14 protein-coding genes and 1 tRNA gene are annotated in these 15349 nt (G+C 66.5%); 8 read left to right on the plus strand and 7 right to left on the minus strand.

Features of this window, described 5'->3' with window-relative positions; translation table 11 throughout:
• Positions 1–66: 66 nt before the first annotated feature.
• The 5 genes from C5E06_RS02705 (at position 67) to C5E06_RS18910 (ending at position 3552) form a co-directional block, all read left to right on the plus strand.
• Positions 67–1023: a diacylglycerol kinase family protein gene (locus C5E06_RS02705; protein ID WP_181062870.1), complete on the plus strand. Its 957-nt coding sequence runs from the start codon at positions 67–69 to the stop codon at positions 1021–1023.
• A 152-nt stretch (positions 1024–1175) separates the two neighbouring features.
• Complete coding sequence (locus C5E06_RS02710) at positions 1176–1634, plus strand: hypothetical protein (protein WP_104305912.1); 459 nt, start codon at positions 1176–1178, stop codon at positions 1632–1634.
• 85 nt (positions 1635–1719) lie between these two features.
• A tRNA-Ser gene (locus C5E06_RS02715) sits at positions 1720–1809 on the plus strand.
• 151 nt (positions 1810–1960) lie between these two features.
• Complete coding sequence (locus C5E06_RS02720) at positions 1961–2551, plus strand: recombinase family protein (protein WP_104305937.1); 591 nt, start codon at positions 1961–1963, stop codon at positions 2549–2551.
• Positions 2548–3552: a hypothetical protein gene (locus C5E06_RS18910; protein WP_146081285.1), complete on the plus strand. Its 1005-nt coding sequence runs from the start codon at positions 2548–2550 to the stop codon at positions 3550–3552. Before C5E06_RS02720 ends, C5E06_RS18910 begins: the two co-directional genes overlap by 4 nt.
• Positions 3553–3562: 10 nt before the next feature.
• Here C5E06_RS18910 and C5E06_RS02725 read toward each other — a convergent pair whose 3' ends face one another.
• The 3 genes from C5E06_RS02725 to C5E06_RS02740 form a co-directional block, all read right to left on the minus strand.
• Complete coding sequence (locus C5E06_RS02725) at positions 3563–5404, minus strand: DUF262 domain-containing protein (RefSeq protein ID WP_181062871.1); 1842 nt, start codon at positions 5402–5404, stop codon at positions 3563–3565.
• A gap of 185 nt (positions 5405–5589) precedes the next feature.
• Positions 5590–6093, minus strand: a complete 504-nt coding sequence (locus C5E06_RS02730) for a hypothetical protein (protein WP_104305914.1) — start codon at positions 6091–6093, stop codon at positions 5590–5592.
• A 798-nt stretch (positions 6094–6891) separates the two neighbouring features.
• The gene (locus C5E06_RS02740; protein ID WP_104305916.1) at positions 6892–7632 is read right to left on the minus strand and encodes a FadR/GntR family transcriptional regulator; all 741 of its coding nucleotides are present in this window, start codon (positions 7630–7632) and stop codon (positions 6892–6894) included.
• Positions 7633–7877: 245 nt separating this feature from the next.
• Between C5E06_RS02740 and C5E06_RS02745 the strand changes: the two genes are divergently transcribed.
• Complete coding sequence (locus tag C5E06_RS02745) at positions 7878–9179, plus strand: dicarboxylate/amino acid:cation symporter (RefSeq protein ID WP_104305917.1); 1302 nt, start codon at positions 7878–7880, stop codon at positions 9177–9179.
• On the opposite strand, the gene C5E06_RS19155 is transcribed toward C5E06_RS02745, so the two are convergent.
• The 3 genes from C5E06_RS19155 to C5E06_RS02760 all read right to left on the minus strand — a co-directional run bounded on the left by C5E06_RS19155 (position 9176) and on the right by C5E06_RS02760 (position 12129).
• Complete coding sequence (locus C5E06_RS19155) at positions 9176–10678, minus strand: FAD-dependent oxidoreductase (RefSeq protein ID WP_181062872.1); 1503 nt, start codon at positions 10676–10678, stop codon at positions 9176–9178. The genes C5E06_RS02745 and C5E06_RS19155 overlap by 4 nt on opposite strands.
• Positions 10679–10769: 91 nt before the next feature.
• Positions 10770–11618 (minus strand): CPBP family intramembrane glutamic endopeptidase, encoded by an 849-nt coding sequence (locus tag C5E06_RS02755; RefSeq protein ID WP_104305918.1) that lies wholly within the window; start codon positions 11616–11618, stop codon positions 10770–10772.
• Between the two features lie 148 nt (positions 11619–11766).
• A complete protein-coding gene (locus tag C5E06_RS02760; protein ID WP_258063343.1) occupies positions 11767–12129 on the minus strand; it encodes a hypothetical protein in 363 nt (120 codons plus the stop codon).
• 113 nt (positions 12130–12242) lie between these two features.
• On the opposite strand from C5E06_RS02760, the gene C5E06_RS02765 reads away from it, so the two are divergent.
• Positions 12243–12842, plus strand: coding sequence for a helix-turn-helix domain-containing protein (locus tag C5E06_RS02765; RefSeq protein ID WP_104242870.1), 600 nt, complete (start codon positions 12243–12245; stop codon positions 12840–12842).
• Here the strand turns inward: C5E06_RS02765 and C5E06_RS02770 are convergent.
• A complete protein-coding gene (locus tag C5E06_RS02770; RefSeq protein WP_104299619.1) occupies positions 12839–13582 on the minus strand; it encodes a DUF1028 domain-containing protein in 744 nt (247 codons plus the stop codon). The two genes, C5E06_RS02765 and C5E06_RS02770, sit on opposite strands and share 4 nt — an antisense overlap.
• Positions 13583–13740: 158 nt before the next feature.
• Between C5E06_RS02770 and C5E06_RS02775 the strand changes: the two genes are divergently transcribed.
• Complete coding sequence (locus tag C5E06_RS02775) at positions 13741–15270, plus strand: ABC transporter substrate-binding protein (protein WP_104305939.1); 1530 nt, start codon at positions 13741–13743, stop codon at positions 15268–15270.
• The last annotated feature ends 79 nt before the right edge of the window (positions 15271–15349 follow it).

The following is a 15349-nucleotide window of genomic DNA, read 5'->3' on the forward strand; positions in this document are numbered from 1 at the left end:
GCGATTCTCGGGCGCTGGACTGCGGGGTGAGGTCGCGCGGGGACCGGGTACGTGCAGAATGAGCACGTGCGAGCGCAGAGAGTCCTGTACGTGGTGAACCCGGCGGCTGGGCTGGGCGCATCCGCGCACCTCGGCAGGCGCCTCGCCGGGGGAGCTGCCGCCTCCTCCTCGTCGGATCTCGAGGTCGTGCTCGTGGCGGCCGACTCGTTCGAGGAGCTGCGACGGCAGGCTGCGGCCGAGCTCGGTGGGGAGCGTCGCCCCGATGCGCTCATCGTGCAGGGCGGGGACGGCATGGTGTCGATGGGGGCCGGCCTCGTCGCGGGCACCGAGGTCCCTCTCGGGGTCGTGCCATCTGGCACAGGCAATGACTTCGCTCGAGCCGCCGGGATCGAACGCGGCGTGCCAGCAGTCGGCATCGAGCGGATGCTCACCGCGCTGCGCACCGGCACCGCGAGCACCCGGAGCGTCGACGCGATGCGACTGGTGCTCGACGGCGCCGAGCATGTGGCCATCAACTCGGTCAACGTCGGCTTCGACGCCGTCGTGAATCGGCGCGCCAACGAGCTGCGGCGTCTGCCGGGAACGGCCCGCTACGTCGCCGCCCTGCTGGAGTCCGTGCGGCACTTCGAGCCGCTCGAGTTCGGTGTTCGGATCGATGGCGGCCCTGCCGAGTCGGTCACCGCCGAGATGCTCACGGTGCTGAACGGCTCGTCGATCGGCGGCGGCATCGCAGTCGCGCCGCACGCGGTCATCGACGACGGGCTCCTCGACCTGTTCGTCGTCGGCGGGCTCCCGAGGATCGGCCTGCTCACGCTCTTCCCACTTGCCATGGCTGGCCTGCACACGCGCCTCCCGGCCGTCACCTTCGAGCGCCTGACGGGCATCAGCGTGCTGGTGCCGAAGGGCGTGCTCGTCTACGCCGACGGCGAGGAGCTCCGCGGCCTGGGCCGGGCCGCCTGCACGCTTGATCTCCGCATCGACGCGGGGGCTGTGCGCCTGATCGAGACCGGAACGCGTCGGTAGACCGGTCGAGGCCGCATACGTTTTGTGACGTCGAAATGCAAGGGGCAACGCGAATCCTCTCGCGCGTGCGATTATCCACCTGGCCGAGCCGATTCCCCATCTGCCGACTCGTCCATCCCCCTGCGTGCTTCCCCCTCTCGAACAGGATCCTCGTGTCTGCTGACAGCACTTCCCGTCGTACCCTTCTGGCCGGCGCAGCCTGGTCCGTCCCGGCCGTGGCCATCACGGTCGCGGCGCCGATCGCGGTGGCGTCGACGCCCGTTCCCCTCGCGAACACCTGGTACACGGGTGGGTCCACGAGCGTCGTGAGCGGGAACGTCGCCCGGTTCACGCTCACGGGCGATGACGGAGACGGCAACGACTCCGTGCTCCCCGACAACTCCACCGTGGTCATCACTCCGGATGCCGGCGTCACGATCGTGAACACGGCCATCACGGGTGGTGTCCTCACGGACAACGGAGACGGCAGCTTCACCGCCACCGTCGACTCCGGCGTCACCACACTGGTCGCGAACTTCCGGGTCACCGGACTGTCAGGGGCCAACGTCTCCTACGTGTCGACGGTGGCGCTGCCGCCCTTCACCGAGACGTTCCAGATCCCGATCGTCTAAGAGTCCGCCCCGGCTGGCCTCTCGAGAACACGCCTGGGCGGCTCGATTTGCGGCGCACCCCTGGTCTCGGTATAAGATTCCTCACGGTGACGTGTCCGAGCGGCCGAAGGTGCAACACTCGAAATGTTGTGTAGGGGCGACTCTACCGTGGGTTCAAATCCCACCGTCACCGCCATCTGAAAGGCCCCGACTTCCCTGCAATAGCAAGGGAGTCGGGGCCTTTCTCCTACGTAGTGCGCCGCGGAAAATAACGCAGCAGTAACGAGTTTCGGCGGACTCCCCGACAGATTGATGCACCGGTGCGCACGTGCCTGATCATTGCGAGCATGAACTTCTCCACGCCCCTCCACGCCATCCGGTCGACTTACCCCGACTTGCATGGCTGGCAGGCCAGAGGGCAGCGCATGCCGCCAGATGAGCCGGAGCAAAACAGTGAGCTCGCGCGGGACGACTCCTACTTCCGTTGGCACCGCATCAGCGAAGTCGCTGCCGTGCGCTCCGGCGGCGAGCTCGTTGTCACCAAACTGGACCGGCTCGCGAGATCGACTCGGGACGCCAGTGCGATCGCCGACGAGCTGCTCGCCAAAGGTGTCGCCCTCAACATCGGCGGTTCGATCCATGATCCGAGCGACCCGATGGGCAAGCTCTTGTTCAACGTGCTCGCGATGGATGCGGAGTTCGAAGCAGACCTGATCAGGATGCGCACGCGCGAGGGCGTGAAAGTCGCGAAGGCCAAGGGCAAGCTGCGAGGCAGGAAGCCCAAGCTCTCGCCCACGCAGGAGAAGCACCTCGTGGAGCTCTGTCAGCAAGGCGCGCTCACCACTGCCGAACTCTGCGCGGAGTTCTCCATCGGACGCGCCACGCTCTACCGGGCGATCGATCGCGCCAAGACCGCGCGTCTCGAGGCCCGCGCATGACCTCGATCGCGGCGCTGTTTGCGGCCGGTGACGCGACCCACGTCGGCGCTGTACCGTGGGGTCACGCCTTGCCTGAAGCAATGGCCGTTCCGGGGCTGTACATCGTCGCCACGACAGCTGATGCTCGGGCGGAGCACACCGAGACTTCTGGACCGACAATCAACAGCACGGCGATTGCCGAGCTGCTGCAGCGCCACCCGAGTGCAGCCATCGACGCTCGACCAGCCGACCCGTCAAGCATGGCGCAGCGTCTCGAGCAGATGCGACCTGCTGGCGAGCCAGCGCTCTACATCGGCCGAGCCAACAGCTCGGTGCTCAGGAGGATGGCCCAGTTCTACTCGACCGAGATCGGTGCGCGTCAGCCGCATGGCGGCGGGTGGCCGATCAAGATGCTCGGCGAGGACACGCTCTGGGTTCACTACGGCACGGCCAGTGATCCGAAAACGGCAGAGGTAAAGATGGTCGAGCACTTCATCGACTCATTGCCGGCCGATGCCCGATCAGCGCTCATCGACCCTGCGCTCCCGCTCCCATTCGCGAACCTGGAGTTTCCAAAGGATGCACCGAGTGCCCGGCGCGGACAGGTCAAGAAGCACGGGCTCAGATACGTGAAAGACGGAAAGACAGTCGCTGCATCATCTCGTAACGCGGTGCCTCATTTGCCGGCGGTTCGCGTCGATTCCCCGACGCCTGGACGCGAACCTGGATCGGTCAGCACACAGAACGTCACAGCAGTAGATCTCCGGACTGGACAGCTCCGTTTCGCGCGGGCCGCCAAGCGGCTGTTCCCAAGCGCCAGAGCCGCTGTGACCGTGCGTCTCGGAAATGAGTGCATCACCGCCTCATGGAACCCGCGGTCAGATGAGACGCGAGAACGCTCTGGAGTACTGCGTCTCCGTTCCGAACTCCTCACCCGTCACTGCGCGGCAGGCCGTCCCGTGCGGGTAAGTCTGCTCGAAGACCAGACCTACAGGGTTCACGACCTAGGTGGCAACGGCTAGGCACTGACCGTCAGCTCGTGGAGCCGTCGACGTGTTCTTCATGAAGCGTCAGGCTGTCGAGGATGTCCCTCAGGTGAGGAAGGCGTCCGGCGCAGACGGCGATCATGAATTCACGCACGTAGACGGCCCGCTGATCAAGATAGGCGTCGTAGTCAGGTTGCACGACTTGGCGGAGTTCAGGTCCGGCGGCTTGCACATACGGGCCCGCTTGAGCCAGCGTGGCGTAAGGCACCAGGTGCGATTCGAGTCGCTCTGTGATCTCTCGAGGATCCAGCGCGTTCTCGGCGCGCTTCTTTAAGTAGGTGATGGGATCGAGGCGACCTATGGACCGATTCGTCTTCCACGTGATGAGCACGCAGTTCAGTGCCTTCATCGGATCTAGGTCTGCCTCGTCGAGCAGTTTGTTCGGGAACACATGGTGATACTCGCGGCGTGCCACGTTCTCGGCGGACAGCGCCGTGTCGTCAGCGAAGTCCCGGGCTCCGAAGTAGTTCGTTGCAGCGAGAATCGCGCGGGCAAGTGACCCCTGGCCCTTGGGCCACTTCGCGGTCCTGAGCTCGCTGTCAGTCGGCAGCGGAAAGAGGTCTTCATTGAAGACCGGCACGACCGCGTTCTCGTCACCACTCAGCCGCTGAGCCAGACCCTTGTGGTCTGCGGCTGCTCGTGAGGCCGCCGTCGACTCATACCTGCCGGTGAAGAATGCGCGCCACGCATAGCGGCGCATTATCTGATCGACCTGACCTCGCCGATCGCCAGTCGCCGGTTCATCAGCGAGCAGGGCCGCGATGACGGGTATCGGGATCGCCGTGGGCAGACGCTCACCGTCGTAGATGCGCAGGGACTCGATCGTCTCGACCGCGCGGCGCAACCCCTGCGTCATCCTGGACCAGTTCTCGACGAACACCGTGTAGTCCATATCGAAGTACCCGCGCTGGTTCGGAGCCTTACCCTGAAGCAGGGCCTGCGTCTGCAGGACCGCGTTGTCGAGGGCCAGATAACGCGCCAACCGAGGAATCTCTGCATTGAGTTTGGCTTCCATCTCCTTGAGACGCTCGCCTGTTGCGGCTTCGAGCTCAGCGACCACGATGTCGTACGCGCTCAGGGGCTTCGCGTTGGTGTTCATGTTCACGAACACACTGAGTGCGATCTCCTTGCTTGTCGTCGCAGGAAGTCGGAGAAAGGGGAGGTTGAAGTAGCTAACGATCTCGCGCTTCGCGTTGATCAGCTTCTTGAGATTCTCACGGGATGTGCTGAGTTCCGCCGAGAGGGCCTTGTATTCGGCAATATCAGTGATCTCCTCACCGGGCTCGAGGTGTGCTGTTGCGGCCTCGACCCAGGTCGCCGATTCGTCATTCGCTGGATCGAGGAGGCGCACGGGCACGAGGCCTCGACGGAGGCACTCGGCCGGGGAGTCCACCCACAGCGGATAGGCCACTTCACGGATCTGCCAACGGCGGTACCAGGCGACGCTCTCGTCTTCATCGTCGTTGCGCGGGTCCTCGTCCAGCTCTGGGAAATGAACGAAGTAGGTGATCGACGGGTCGTTGTCACGGAGCGCGCGGTAGAGAGCTGTGAGGCGCTGCTGCCCATCGAGAAGGTGCTCACGAGGGAGCTCGTTGGTATCCGGCGCAGAGACCAGGGGGCGAGAGACGAACTGCTCCTCGTCGCCGACGTTCAAGACAAGAGCAACACCGAGCGGCAGGTCATGAATGATCGTGTTCAGCATCGATGCAACACGCTTGGCGTCCCAGGCGACGCCGCGCTGAAAGCTCGGGAGTCGGAGCTGTCCCCAGTCGATGCTGGTGAGCCAGTCCTTGACGGTCCGGTTCTGTGCTTCGCTGCCTGCGCCCACGGCGACCCCTTGCGTTCGTCTTTGATCGAACCCTGATCCTATTCCCGCTCATCGGCTCGGGTAGACCTGGGTGATCTGGAGACTCATCAGGCCCGACGCGGGCGGACCTTCATTCGGCCGCCGTGCGCACCAAGTCGACAGCTCGCGTGGTCACGGGGCTGCCGAGGCTGATTCATAGCCGCGAACTATGCAGAATCAGAGTCTCCTTGGTTGAAGCCGGCTGTTCCGCCCGCGACGGCAACGACCACTGCGACCGCTACGACAGCCGTACCCAAAATGGCTTTCCCGAACATCGCAACCTTGGCGTTTCTGTTCTCGGCAACCATTCTGACCTCAGCAGACACCGCTTCGGCCATCATCTGGAGAAACCAGCGCTCGTCTTCTCGCGTCAGATCCGGCTGATCCAGTCGCTTGGACAGTGCGCTCACCAACGCTCCGTAGTGGTCGTGAACTGGCTTCGCGTCCCCATCGATCGAGTCCAGGGCTGCCTTATAGGACTTCTCCATCGAGCTGACGGCTTCCGTCGCCAGCTTGCGGAACTCGGGTAACTGCTGAATCAGCTTGATCTGGGCTTCGGCAGACATGTGCTGAACAGTGATGGCGAACCGTCCGAAGTTCTTCGCGGCAAGTTTCTGAAGCGCCTCAATCTTGCGTGGGGAAAGACCGTCTTCGCACGTGGGCTTGGGCATCGCTACTCCGGTCTGCTCAGCACATCCACCCAGGAGGTGGCTAATGGTTCGATCCTATCGTTGGCGCTGCACGGGTCAGCGCCTGGCGCTGGGTGGTCCGAGGTTATCGGCTGCAGCCCATCAGTGGGAAACACACTGAAGAGCAAAGCGACGCTGCGCCAGCAGTTCGACTGCCACGCCTTCGGAAACGCCTTCGCTGGGACTTGGAACCTCGAACGGTTCCGCCAGAACCGCACCAACTCCTGGGACGCTGGCGTTGGTGTACACCACTGCAACTGGAGCCTGAGTCGAGATGCAACGTATGGTCGCAAGATGAAAAACCTCGTAGCTGGCTACGAATGCTCCTTTATAGCGAAATCGCCAGCGGCGCAGCGGCGCTCCTCATAGCGTGCTTGGCTTGGATCTTGTTTGAAGAAATCGAGCATCCCGGCGACGTGCCCAACGCGTGGAATTACGCGTGGAGTGCAGTCGCGCTTGCCGTGCTGTCGGCTGTGCTTCTTGCGGTCTACCTCACTCGGCGCGCTGCACGGCGTGCTCAGTTGAAGCAAGCAAAGGGGCACGATCCACTCTTGTGATCTGACCACCCCGGGATGAGACGAGCGGAAAAAGGCAATGATCCGAGGCGAAACTTGCCTCGGGTCATTGCTCTTTGATCAGCTTCGCGTGAAGCAATGGCAATGGCAATGGCAATTGCAAGGGATTCGGGGCCTTTTCGCGGTCCAGGGCGGAGGCGCTCTGTCTACGCTCAGGTCTTCGACGAGCTGAAATTGGTTGGACCAGAACGGTCGTGCTGACCTCCTACTGCTGTGGGCGCGTCGCGTGAGCATCCTCGCTCCGAGCCTGCTCGATCACGTCCCGGATCTCCGAGAGGTGGATGCGCATGGCGTACTCGGCCGCTTCCGAGTCGCGAGCGGAGAGGGCGGCGAAGATGCGCGAGTGGCCCTCGTGGGAGACCCTGCGTCCTTCCCCCTCGAGGTGCGAGAGCACGCGTGCCTCGACGGTCCAGGACGCCGTCAGCTCGCCGAGCGTCGCGAGCAGGGGGTTCGCGGTGGCCTGGGCGATGGCCGTGTGGAAGGCGATGTCCAGTCTGGCGGAGAGGTCGGCATCCGTCTCGTCGGCCGAGCGCGCGAGCAGCTCTCCGAGCGTCGTCAGCTGCTCCCGGTCGATGCGCTCGGCCGCGAGCCGCGCGATGCGCGGTTCCACGAGGGCGCGGAACTCCGCCGAGTGGTCGTAGTCCGCCTGCACCGCCTGGAGCCTGCCGGCAAGCGTGGCGGTGAGGGGGATAGCGCGGCTGACGCGATTGGCGCTCCCGTGGCGGCGCTCGAGCAGGCCCAGGCCCTCGAGTCGCGTCAGGGCTTCCCTGAGCGCGTTGCGCGAGACACCGAGCTCGAGCGCCAGGGTCCGCTCCGCGGGCAGCGGTGCCCCCGGCTCGAGATCGCCCCCGACGATCAGGCGTTCCAAGTGGAGCACGATGTCGTCCGCGATGAGCGCCCGCGTGCGGGGAAGCGGGCCGAGGGCTCGGTCGGTCGTGTCAGTCACGGGGCCACCTGTTCTCGCGTGAGCGGTGTGGCGACCGTCACCACATCCTCAGTGTGGCACGCACTTGAGGCCCATTCGCGGCGGGAGGCGGCCGCTCCTGTAAAGAGCGTGTTACGGCCTGAGGCGCCACGTGAACAGCGTGTAACGGTCCTACCAATTCGCTGAGATGCGGCTTCTGGCGGCCCTAGCTTGGGTCGCACCGACGCAGCTCTGCGCCGCTCACCGTCAGTCGCCCGGAGGACACCGTGAAGAGAACCCTGAAGAACCCCGCCCTCCAGATCGGGTCCGCTGCCATCCTCGGCATCGTGTTCGGTCTGCTCGTGGGCGAGTGGGCGGCGAACCTCAAGTTCGTCGGCGACCTCTTCATCCGGCTCATCCAGATGGCCATCGTGCCGCTCGTCATGACCTCGGTCATCGTCGCGACCGGGGCCATGAGCGGCTCGGGCATGGGTCGGATGGCCGCCCGCACCTTCACGTGGATGATCGGCTTCTCCGTCGTCGCCGCGATCCTCGCCTGGTGCATCAGCGCCGTGCTCCAGCCCGGAGCCGGCATCGACTTCTCCGCCGCGGTCGACCCAGCGCTGCAGGAGTCCGCGGCCGAGGCCACGGGCTGGCAGGAGACGGTCGTGAACTTCGTCTCCACGAACATCTTCGCGGCCATGTCGACGGCCACGATGGTGCCGATCATCATCTTCTCGCTGCTGTTCGGCGTCGCGCTCAACGCCTTCATCGCCAAGACCGGCAACCGCCTGGTGCTGGACTTCTTCGACCAGATCCAGCAGATCGTCCTCACGATGATCCGCTTCGTCATGCTCATCGCGCCGATCGGCGTCTTCTGTCTCCTCGCGAACCTCGCGGGCACCGTCGGGTTCGCCGTCGTGACGAGCGGACTCAAGTACCTGGGCTCGACGCTCATCGGGGTGCTCGTCCTGCTCGTGCTCTTCGTGGTCGTCGTGTGGCTGCGAACTGGGCTCAACCCCGCGCGGCTTCCCGCCAAGCTCAGCGATCAGACGATGATCGCCATCACGACGACCAGCTCGGCCGTCACCTACCCGACGGTGCTGAAGACGGCGATCGAGAAGGTCGGCGTCAGCCAGCCCGTCGCCAACTTCACGCTCTCCGTCGGCCTCACGATGGGGTCATACGGCGCCGTGCTCAACTACATGATCGTCGTCATGTTCCTCGCGCAGTCGGGCGGCATCACCCTCGACTTCGGGACGATCGTGCTCGGCATGGCCCTCGCCATCCTCCTGAACATGGGCACCATCACCGTGCCGGGCGGCTTCCCCGTCGTCGCCATGTTCCTGGCCACCTCGCTCGGCCTCCCGTTCGAGGCCGTCGGCCTCCTCATCGCCGTCGACTGGTTCGCGGGCATCTTCCGCACCTTCCTCAACGTCAACGGCGACACCTTCGTCGCCATGCTCGTCGCCAACGCCACCAACGAGATCGACCGGGACGTCTACGACGACAAGAAGCAGGTCACCACGGATGCTCTGGACCTCGACGAGCTCAAGGGGAAGTTCGAGAAAGCTGACGCCGTCGACTAGGGAACACGGGCCAGGCCCGTCGTGGCTGGCCCCTCGATCCGCGTCCCGTCCGCCTCGAAGCGTGAAGCGTGCAGGGGGCAGTCCCACGAGCAGGACTCGTCGTTCCACACGACGACGCCTCCCAGGTGCGGGCACACGGCCGAGACGGTGCGCGTGGTCCCGCCGAGGGTGCTCGTCGCGACCGGATGCACTCCGTCCCGACCGACGCGCCCCTCGCCCTCCGCGGGTGGCGCGTCGTCGGTGTGACTCAGCGCCTTGCCCCATTCGCTCGTCAGCCTGGCCGCGGTGTGTGCGCCGCGCTCAGCGAGCCCCAGGGTGCCCTTCGCGCTGGGGGCACGATCGAAGAGGGTCTTCATCCACTCGGCCCGTCCTCCGAGGATGCGTGCAGCGAGGTCGTGGGCGGCCGCGACGCCGTTGGTCATGCCCCACTTCGCGAACCCGGTCACGGCGAGGATGCGGTCGTCGCGCGGGTCGATGGGGCCGGACAGCGGCGTCGCGTCGACGTTCGTGTAGTCCTGGGCCGCCCACCGATGGGTCTCGCTGAGGCCGGGGAAGCGCTCGTGGGCCTGGGCGATGAGGGCGTCGACGAGCGCTCGTGACGAGATGGAAGCCCCGACCTGGTGTCCTGCCCCGCCGACGAGCAGGTAGTCGTCACCGCCGCGACGGAACTGTCGGTACGAGTGGCCGCCCGAGTCCATCGACAGGTACATGCCAGTCGGCACCTCGCGTTCCGATCTGAATGACACGAGGTGCGAGCGGTGGGCGGTGAGGCGCGCGAAGTGCAGGCCGCGGTCGAGCGCGGGGAAGCCGGTGGCGAGGATGAGGTGCGATGCGGAGAACGAGACGAGGTCGGCGTTCGGTGCCTTCGTCGCCTGCACCTCGACGTGCGCCTTGTGCTGGGACGCGGCGGTGACGGTCAGGCCCTCCACGACCTTCGCGCCTGCCCGGCGAGCCCTGGCGACGAGCGCGATCGACAGCTCGTACGGGTCGAGCTGCCCGTTGCCGGGAACCGCGAAGAAGTTCTCGACCGTGAAGGGCAGCCCGTGGTGTCCGCCGGTCTCGACGGGCAGCCCGAGCTCTTCGGCGACTGCACGCTCCTCGTCGACCTTTCTCGCCCCGGACCTCGTCGTGGCGAAGTTCACGGCCGGCCTCGTCTGCCAGCCCACGCCCTCCTCGGCGCAGAACGCTGCCGTCCAGTCGAGTCCGAGCCTGTTTGCCTCGACATAGGCCGCCGCGATCTCGTGGCCGCGCTTCTGTCGCACGCTGGAGAGCTGCGATCCCTGCAACAGCGAGAACTTCGCGGTGGTGTTCCCCGTCGCGAGCGCTGCGATGGTGCGCGCCTCGACGAGGGTGACCTTCAGCCCGGCCTCGCTGAGGAGGACCGCCGCGGTCAGTCCCGCGATGCCGGCGCCCGCGACGATGACGTCGCTTCTGCTCGGCAACTCGTCGGAGGGGTCCGTGATGGGGCGAGCGGTGGTGTCGTGCCAGATCGAAGTCATGTGGGCTCCCGGTGTGTTCCGGTTGAGCGTCGCAGGCGCCCCTGGAGTTTCCAGACCCCTTGACTTCAGCTCGCGATGAGGGTCCGCGCCGTCAGTCGCGAGGCGCACCTGCGGGCAGCCGCGGAACCGCGGGCGGAGTGACTCGTCCGCGGATGAAGATGATCGCCACGAGGCCGAAGAGGATGACCGGGATGTTCCCGAATCCGGCGAACGTCGCAAGAGGTCCGTCCCCCGGGTGCGTGGTCAGCAGGAAGATGCTCGGGTCGGTGCTCGCGTGCAAGAGGATCGGCCAGATGAGGTGCCCCGTGACCCGCAGCGTGAGGTACATGCAGATGCCGAACGCGAACGTGTAGACGACCTGGATGCCCGTCGCCAGGAGGCTCTGCCCGCCGAGCAGGTTCCCCGAGTGCAGTCCCGCGAACAGCGCGGCCGAGACGAGCGCGGTCGCGAGCTCCGAGTGGCCGGCCTTGCGCATGAGATTCACGACGTAGCCGCGTGTCAGCACCTCCTCGGCGAAGCCGATGCAGAGGCCGGCGACCAGCCAGGCAGCTACGACATCGAGCCCGGCCGCCGCGTAGTCGAGCGACGCGAAGCGGAGCACGTTGAAGACCAGGACGACGGCGACGCCGATCCACATCCACCCCCTGCCGTTGATCGGCTGCCGCGCGAACAGCTCTCGCAGCCAGCCCAGCGAGAGCGCGAAGGCGACGAGCAGCGCACCGCCGAACGCGATCGGCAGGATGTAGTCGAAGAGCAGCGCGGAGGCGGAGCCGGGTGCAGGGTCGCCCCTGAAGGGCACGAAGAGGAAGCCCCCGAGCTGGTAGAGCGCGTAGTAGACGACGACGAGCAGCGTCGCCTTCCACCAGCCGCCGCGCTCCCAGAAACGCTTCCAGGGGGAGATCGACGTCGACGTCGAGGGGTCTTCGCTTCGGCCGCTCATGGGCGCGCTCCAAGTCGTCGGGGGAGTCGGGGATCAGGGGAGTCGGGGAGGGGCCGCCTCGGGCGTTGCTCGGCCTGTCACGAGATCCTAGCCAGTCGGTGGGCCCGCGATGGAGGCGAGGGGACTGCGCGCCCGCGCCGTGCGAGGCTCACCAGCCGTGCGTGTTCATCCACTCTCGGCGTCGGTCGGCCTCTTCGCGTGACTCATCGCCGCGCCACGAGTCGTGTGCCGACAGGGCACCGTCGTCGAGCGTGACGAATGCGAAGCAGACGCCGCACAGAGCTCGGCCGTTGGGGTAGCCGTCCGGGAGTCTCGGCGCCGGAACCGCGGCCGACCCACTCGCCGGGCACCGGGGTGCGTCCGCGTCGATATCGCTCCAGAGGATGCTCGACCCCGTCCGGTTGTGGAGGCCGGCGTGGCCCGCTCGACGCGTGCAGAGCTCGCCGCTGCGGCGGCTGAGGCAGAGCATCCGGGCGGCACCTGGCAGCTGGGCGATGGGGCGGTTGCTCACGATGCTCCGATCAGGTTCAGCTGCGTGCCGTCGAAGTGCCTCGAGGGGAGATTGGGAACCGCACGATCACGCATGCACCCAGCCTAGGCAAGCTGCGTCGGTAGACTCGCGGCATGGCAGACCCGCGAGGATCCGAGGACGAAGAGCAGTTCGCGGTCACCTCGCTCGGGCTCGCGGTCCGTGCCGGCCGCAAGCGCCTCGACCTCTCCGTGCACGCGCTCGCGAAGCAGGCGGGGGTGAGCCTCGGGCTCATCAGCCAGCTCGAGCGCGGCATCGGCAATCCGTCGCTCGGCTCGATCCAGCGACTGGCGACCGCGCTCGGCGTGCCCATCACGCAGCTCCTGGAACCGCCGGCACCCGACTTCGCCGTGGTCACCCACGACCGACGGCTGCGATTGCCGACTCCCACCGATGTCCCGGAGGACGAGCGCGCGGTCCGTGAGCTGCTGACGCCCCGCAGCGAGTCGACGCTGCAGCTCATCCGGTCCGTGCTGCCGCCGCGCTTCACGAACGCGGGCCGCCCGTTCCGGCATATCGGAACGGAGAGCGTCACCGTGCTCTCGGGTCGCCTCATGGTGGTGCACGGCGAGGAGCGGGTTGTCCTCGAGGCGGGGGACACCGCGACCTACGCCTGCTCGACCGCCCACTGGTGGTCGAACGAGCACGACGGCGAGACGGTCGTGATCGGAGCCGTGAGCCCCTTCGAGCGCTAGGCCTGCGTCGAGCCCTCGCCCCTGCGGGAGCTCTCCGGCTCGGCGTCGACGGACGAGCTCGAGACCAGCGCCTCATGAAGGTCGTGGATGCGCAGCTCGAGCAGGCGGTCGAGCTCGTCGACCGGGTGGGTGTGGTCGTCGACGCGCAGGTCGACCGCGAGCTCCGGCGGGTGGATGCGACGTTCCTGACTGGTGGCGACGAGGATCGCCGCGCTTTGCCGGCCTCGCGCGTCCCCGCCTGCGCTCTGGCCGGCGTGCAGCGCGACGAGCAGTCGTCTCGCGAACACGGCGATCGCGGTCGTCTGCTCGAGCTCGGGGGACCCGGGTTCCGGGGCGCTGCGCTCAAAGGAGTCGGCGATGGCGTCGAGCACTTCTGGCCCGGTGAGCAGGTTGCCGACGGTCACGTAGCCTGCGCCGTGGCGCTGCCCCGTCCAGGGGCTCGTGAGGTCGCCCACCCACGCGCCCGTGCGTCCGCTCAGGTCGAGTGCCGCCGTCTGTCGGTATTGGGGAGCCTCGTCCCATTCGGCGATGCGGCCGACGACGGCGTCGGGCGATTCGCCGGCCGCCAGGGCGTCGAGCATGCGGCCGCGCAGGGCTCTGTTGGTCCACGCCTGGCTGGCGACGACCCCCACGGTCGGATCGATGGCGAGCACGGCGTTGCCCACCGCGAGGGATCGGCTTGCGGTCACGGCGCCGAGGAGGCCCGCCGTGCGATCGCGTGCCAGCAGTGTGAAGGTCATGCTCGTCCTCGTCTCAGCAGCGCGCCTCGAGGGGGGAACCCCGGGCACTGGAATCGTTTGTGACGATCCTGTTTCGGCCGCCCTGCGGCCTTGTACCTCGCCCAAGCGTGCCACATACTGATGAAACATTCACGAAAATGAACGAAGTGGAGTGCATCATGCAACGACGAAGTGCAGGGATCGGAGCCGCGGCCATCGGCGCGCTCCTCGTCTTGAGCGGATGCTCGGCCGGCGAGAGCGTCGACCTCGGTGGCGGAGACGCCGTCGAAGGCGAAGTGCTCCACGCGGCCATCGGCGGGGAACCCGACCAGCTCGACCCCCACAAGACGTCCTCCTACTTCTCGTTCCAGGTGCTCGAGAACGTCTACGACACCCTCGTCGAACCCGACGAGAACCTCGAGATGCAGCCCGCGCTCGCGGAGTCCTGGGAGACCAGCGACGACCAGCTGACCTGGACCTTCACGCTGCGCGACGGCGTCACCTTCCACGACGGCTCCGACTTCACGAGCGAGGACGTCGTCTACTCGTATAACCGCATCATCGACGACGAGCTCGCCAACGCGTGGAAGTTCGACGCCGTCACGAACGTCGAGGCGCCCGACGACTCGACGGTCGTCATCACCGTCTCGCAGCCGACCCCGAACCTGCTCTCCAACCTCGGCGGGTTCAAGGGCATGGCGATCGTCGAGCAGTCCAACGTCGAATCCGGCGAGATCGCGAACGCGCCCGTCGGCACCGGCCCCTTCTCCCTCGCGAGCTACACGAGCGGCGACCGTATCGAGCTCGCCGCCAACCCCGACTACTGGGACGGTGCCCCGAGCATCGGCGGCGTCGAGTTCCAGTTCATCTCGGAGCCCTCGACGGCGCTCGCCGCACTCAAGAGCGGTGAGATCCAGTGGACCGACGTCGTCCCCGCGCAGCAGGTCGAGGAACTCAGCGGCGACGAGTCCATCGAGCTGGGGCAGAACCCGTCGAGCGACTACTGGTACCTGGCACTCAACGAGGGCAAGGAGCAGTGGCAGGACCCACGCGTCCGCCAGGCCATCGCCTACGCCATCGACCGCGACGCCATCGTGCAGGCGGTCAGCTACGGCACCGCCGAGGCCAACCAGCTCGCCATCCCGCAGGACAGCATCTGGTACACGGAGTACGACAAGTACTCGACCGACATCGAGGAGTCGAAGCGGCTCCTCAGCGAGGCCGGCTTCACCGGCGGAACGCTCGACCTGCTCGCGACGAGCGAGTACCCCGAGACCGTCACGGCCGCGCAGATCATCGCATCCAACCTCGAGCCGCTCGGCATCACCGTCGAGATCAGGCAGCCCGACTTCTCGACCTGGCTCGACGAGCAGAACTCCGGCAACTTCGACATGCTCATGATGGGCTGGCTCGGCAACATCGACCCGGACGACTTCTACTACTCGCAGCACCACAGCGACGGCGGCAGCAACGCCCAGAAGTACTCCAACCCGGAGGTCGACGCGCTGCTCGACTCGGCCCGCACGGAGACCGACCAGGCTGCGCGCAAGGAGCTGTACGCGCAGGCCGCGACGATCATCGCCGACGACGCCAGCTACATCTACCTGTACAACCCGTCGGTGATCCAGGTGTGGAGCCCGACCCTCGGCGACTACGAGGCGCGCGCTGACCGGGCGACGCGGTTCCGCGACGCCACGCTGACCCCGTAGCCCGCCCCGCCCAGCAACCGGGCGAGACGGCAACACAGCAAGACAACAACCCAGGACACAGGGTCCACGAGGGGAAAAC

Source organism: Pseudoclavibacter sp. RFBI5 (assembly GCF_002931395.1).
In the GTDB taxonomy this organism is placed as follows: Bacteria; Actinomycetota; Actinomycetes; order Actinomycetales; family Microbacteriaceae; genus Pseudoclavibacter.

What these genes read in the sequence shown, in the direction of transcription:
- C5E06_RS02720 (WP_104305937.1), top strand. Translation starts at nt 1,961, where the DNA reads ATGAACTTCTCCACGCCCCTCCACGCCATCCGGTCGACTTACCCCGAC.
- C5E06_RS18910 (WP_146081285.1), top strand. Translation starts at nt 2,548, where the DNA reads ATGACCTCGATCGCGGCGCTGTTTGCGGCCGGTGACGCGACCCACGTC.
- C5E06_RS02730 (WP_104305914.1), bottom strand. Translation starts at nt 6,093, where the DNA reads ATGCCCAAGCCCACGTGCGAAGACGGTCTTTCCCCACGCAAGATTGAG.
- C5E06_RS19155 (WP_181062872.1), bottom strand. Translation starts at nt 10,678, where the DNA reads ATGACTTCGATCTGGCACGACACCACCGCTCGCCCCATCACGGACCCC.
- C5E06_RS02755 (WP_104305918.1), bottom strand. Translation starts at nt 11,618, where the DNA reads ATGAGCGGCCGAAGCGAAGACCCCTCGACGTCGACGTCGATCTCCCCC.
- C5E06_RS02765 (WP_104242870.1), top strand. Translation starts at nt 12,243, where the DNA reads ATGGCAGACCCGCGAGGATCCGAGGACGAAGAGCAGTTCGCGGTCACC.
- C5E06_RS02770 (WP_104299619.1), bottom strand. Translation starts at nt 13,582, where the DNA reads ATGACCTTCACACTGCTGGCACGCGATCGCACGGCGGGCCTCCTCGGC.
- C5E06_RS02775 (WP_104305939.1), top strand. Translation starts at nt 13,741, where the DNA reads ATGCAACGACGAAGTGCAGGGATCGGAGCCGCGGCCATCGGCGCGCTC.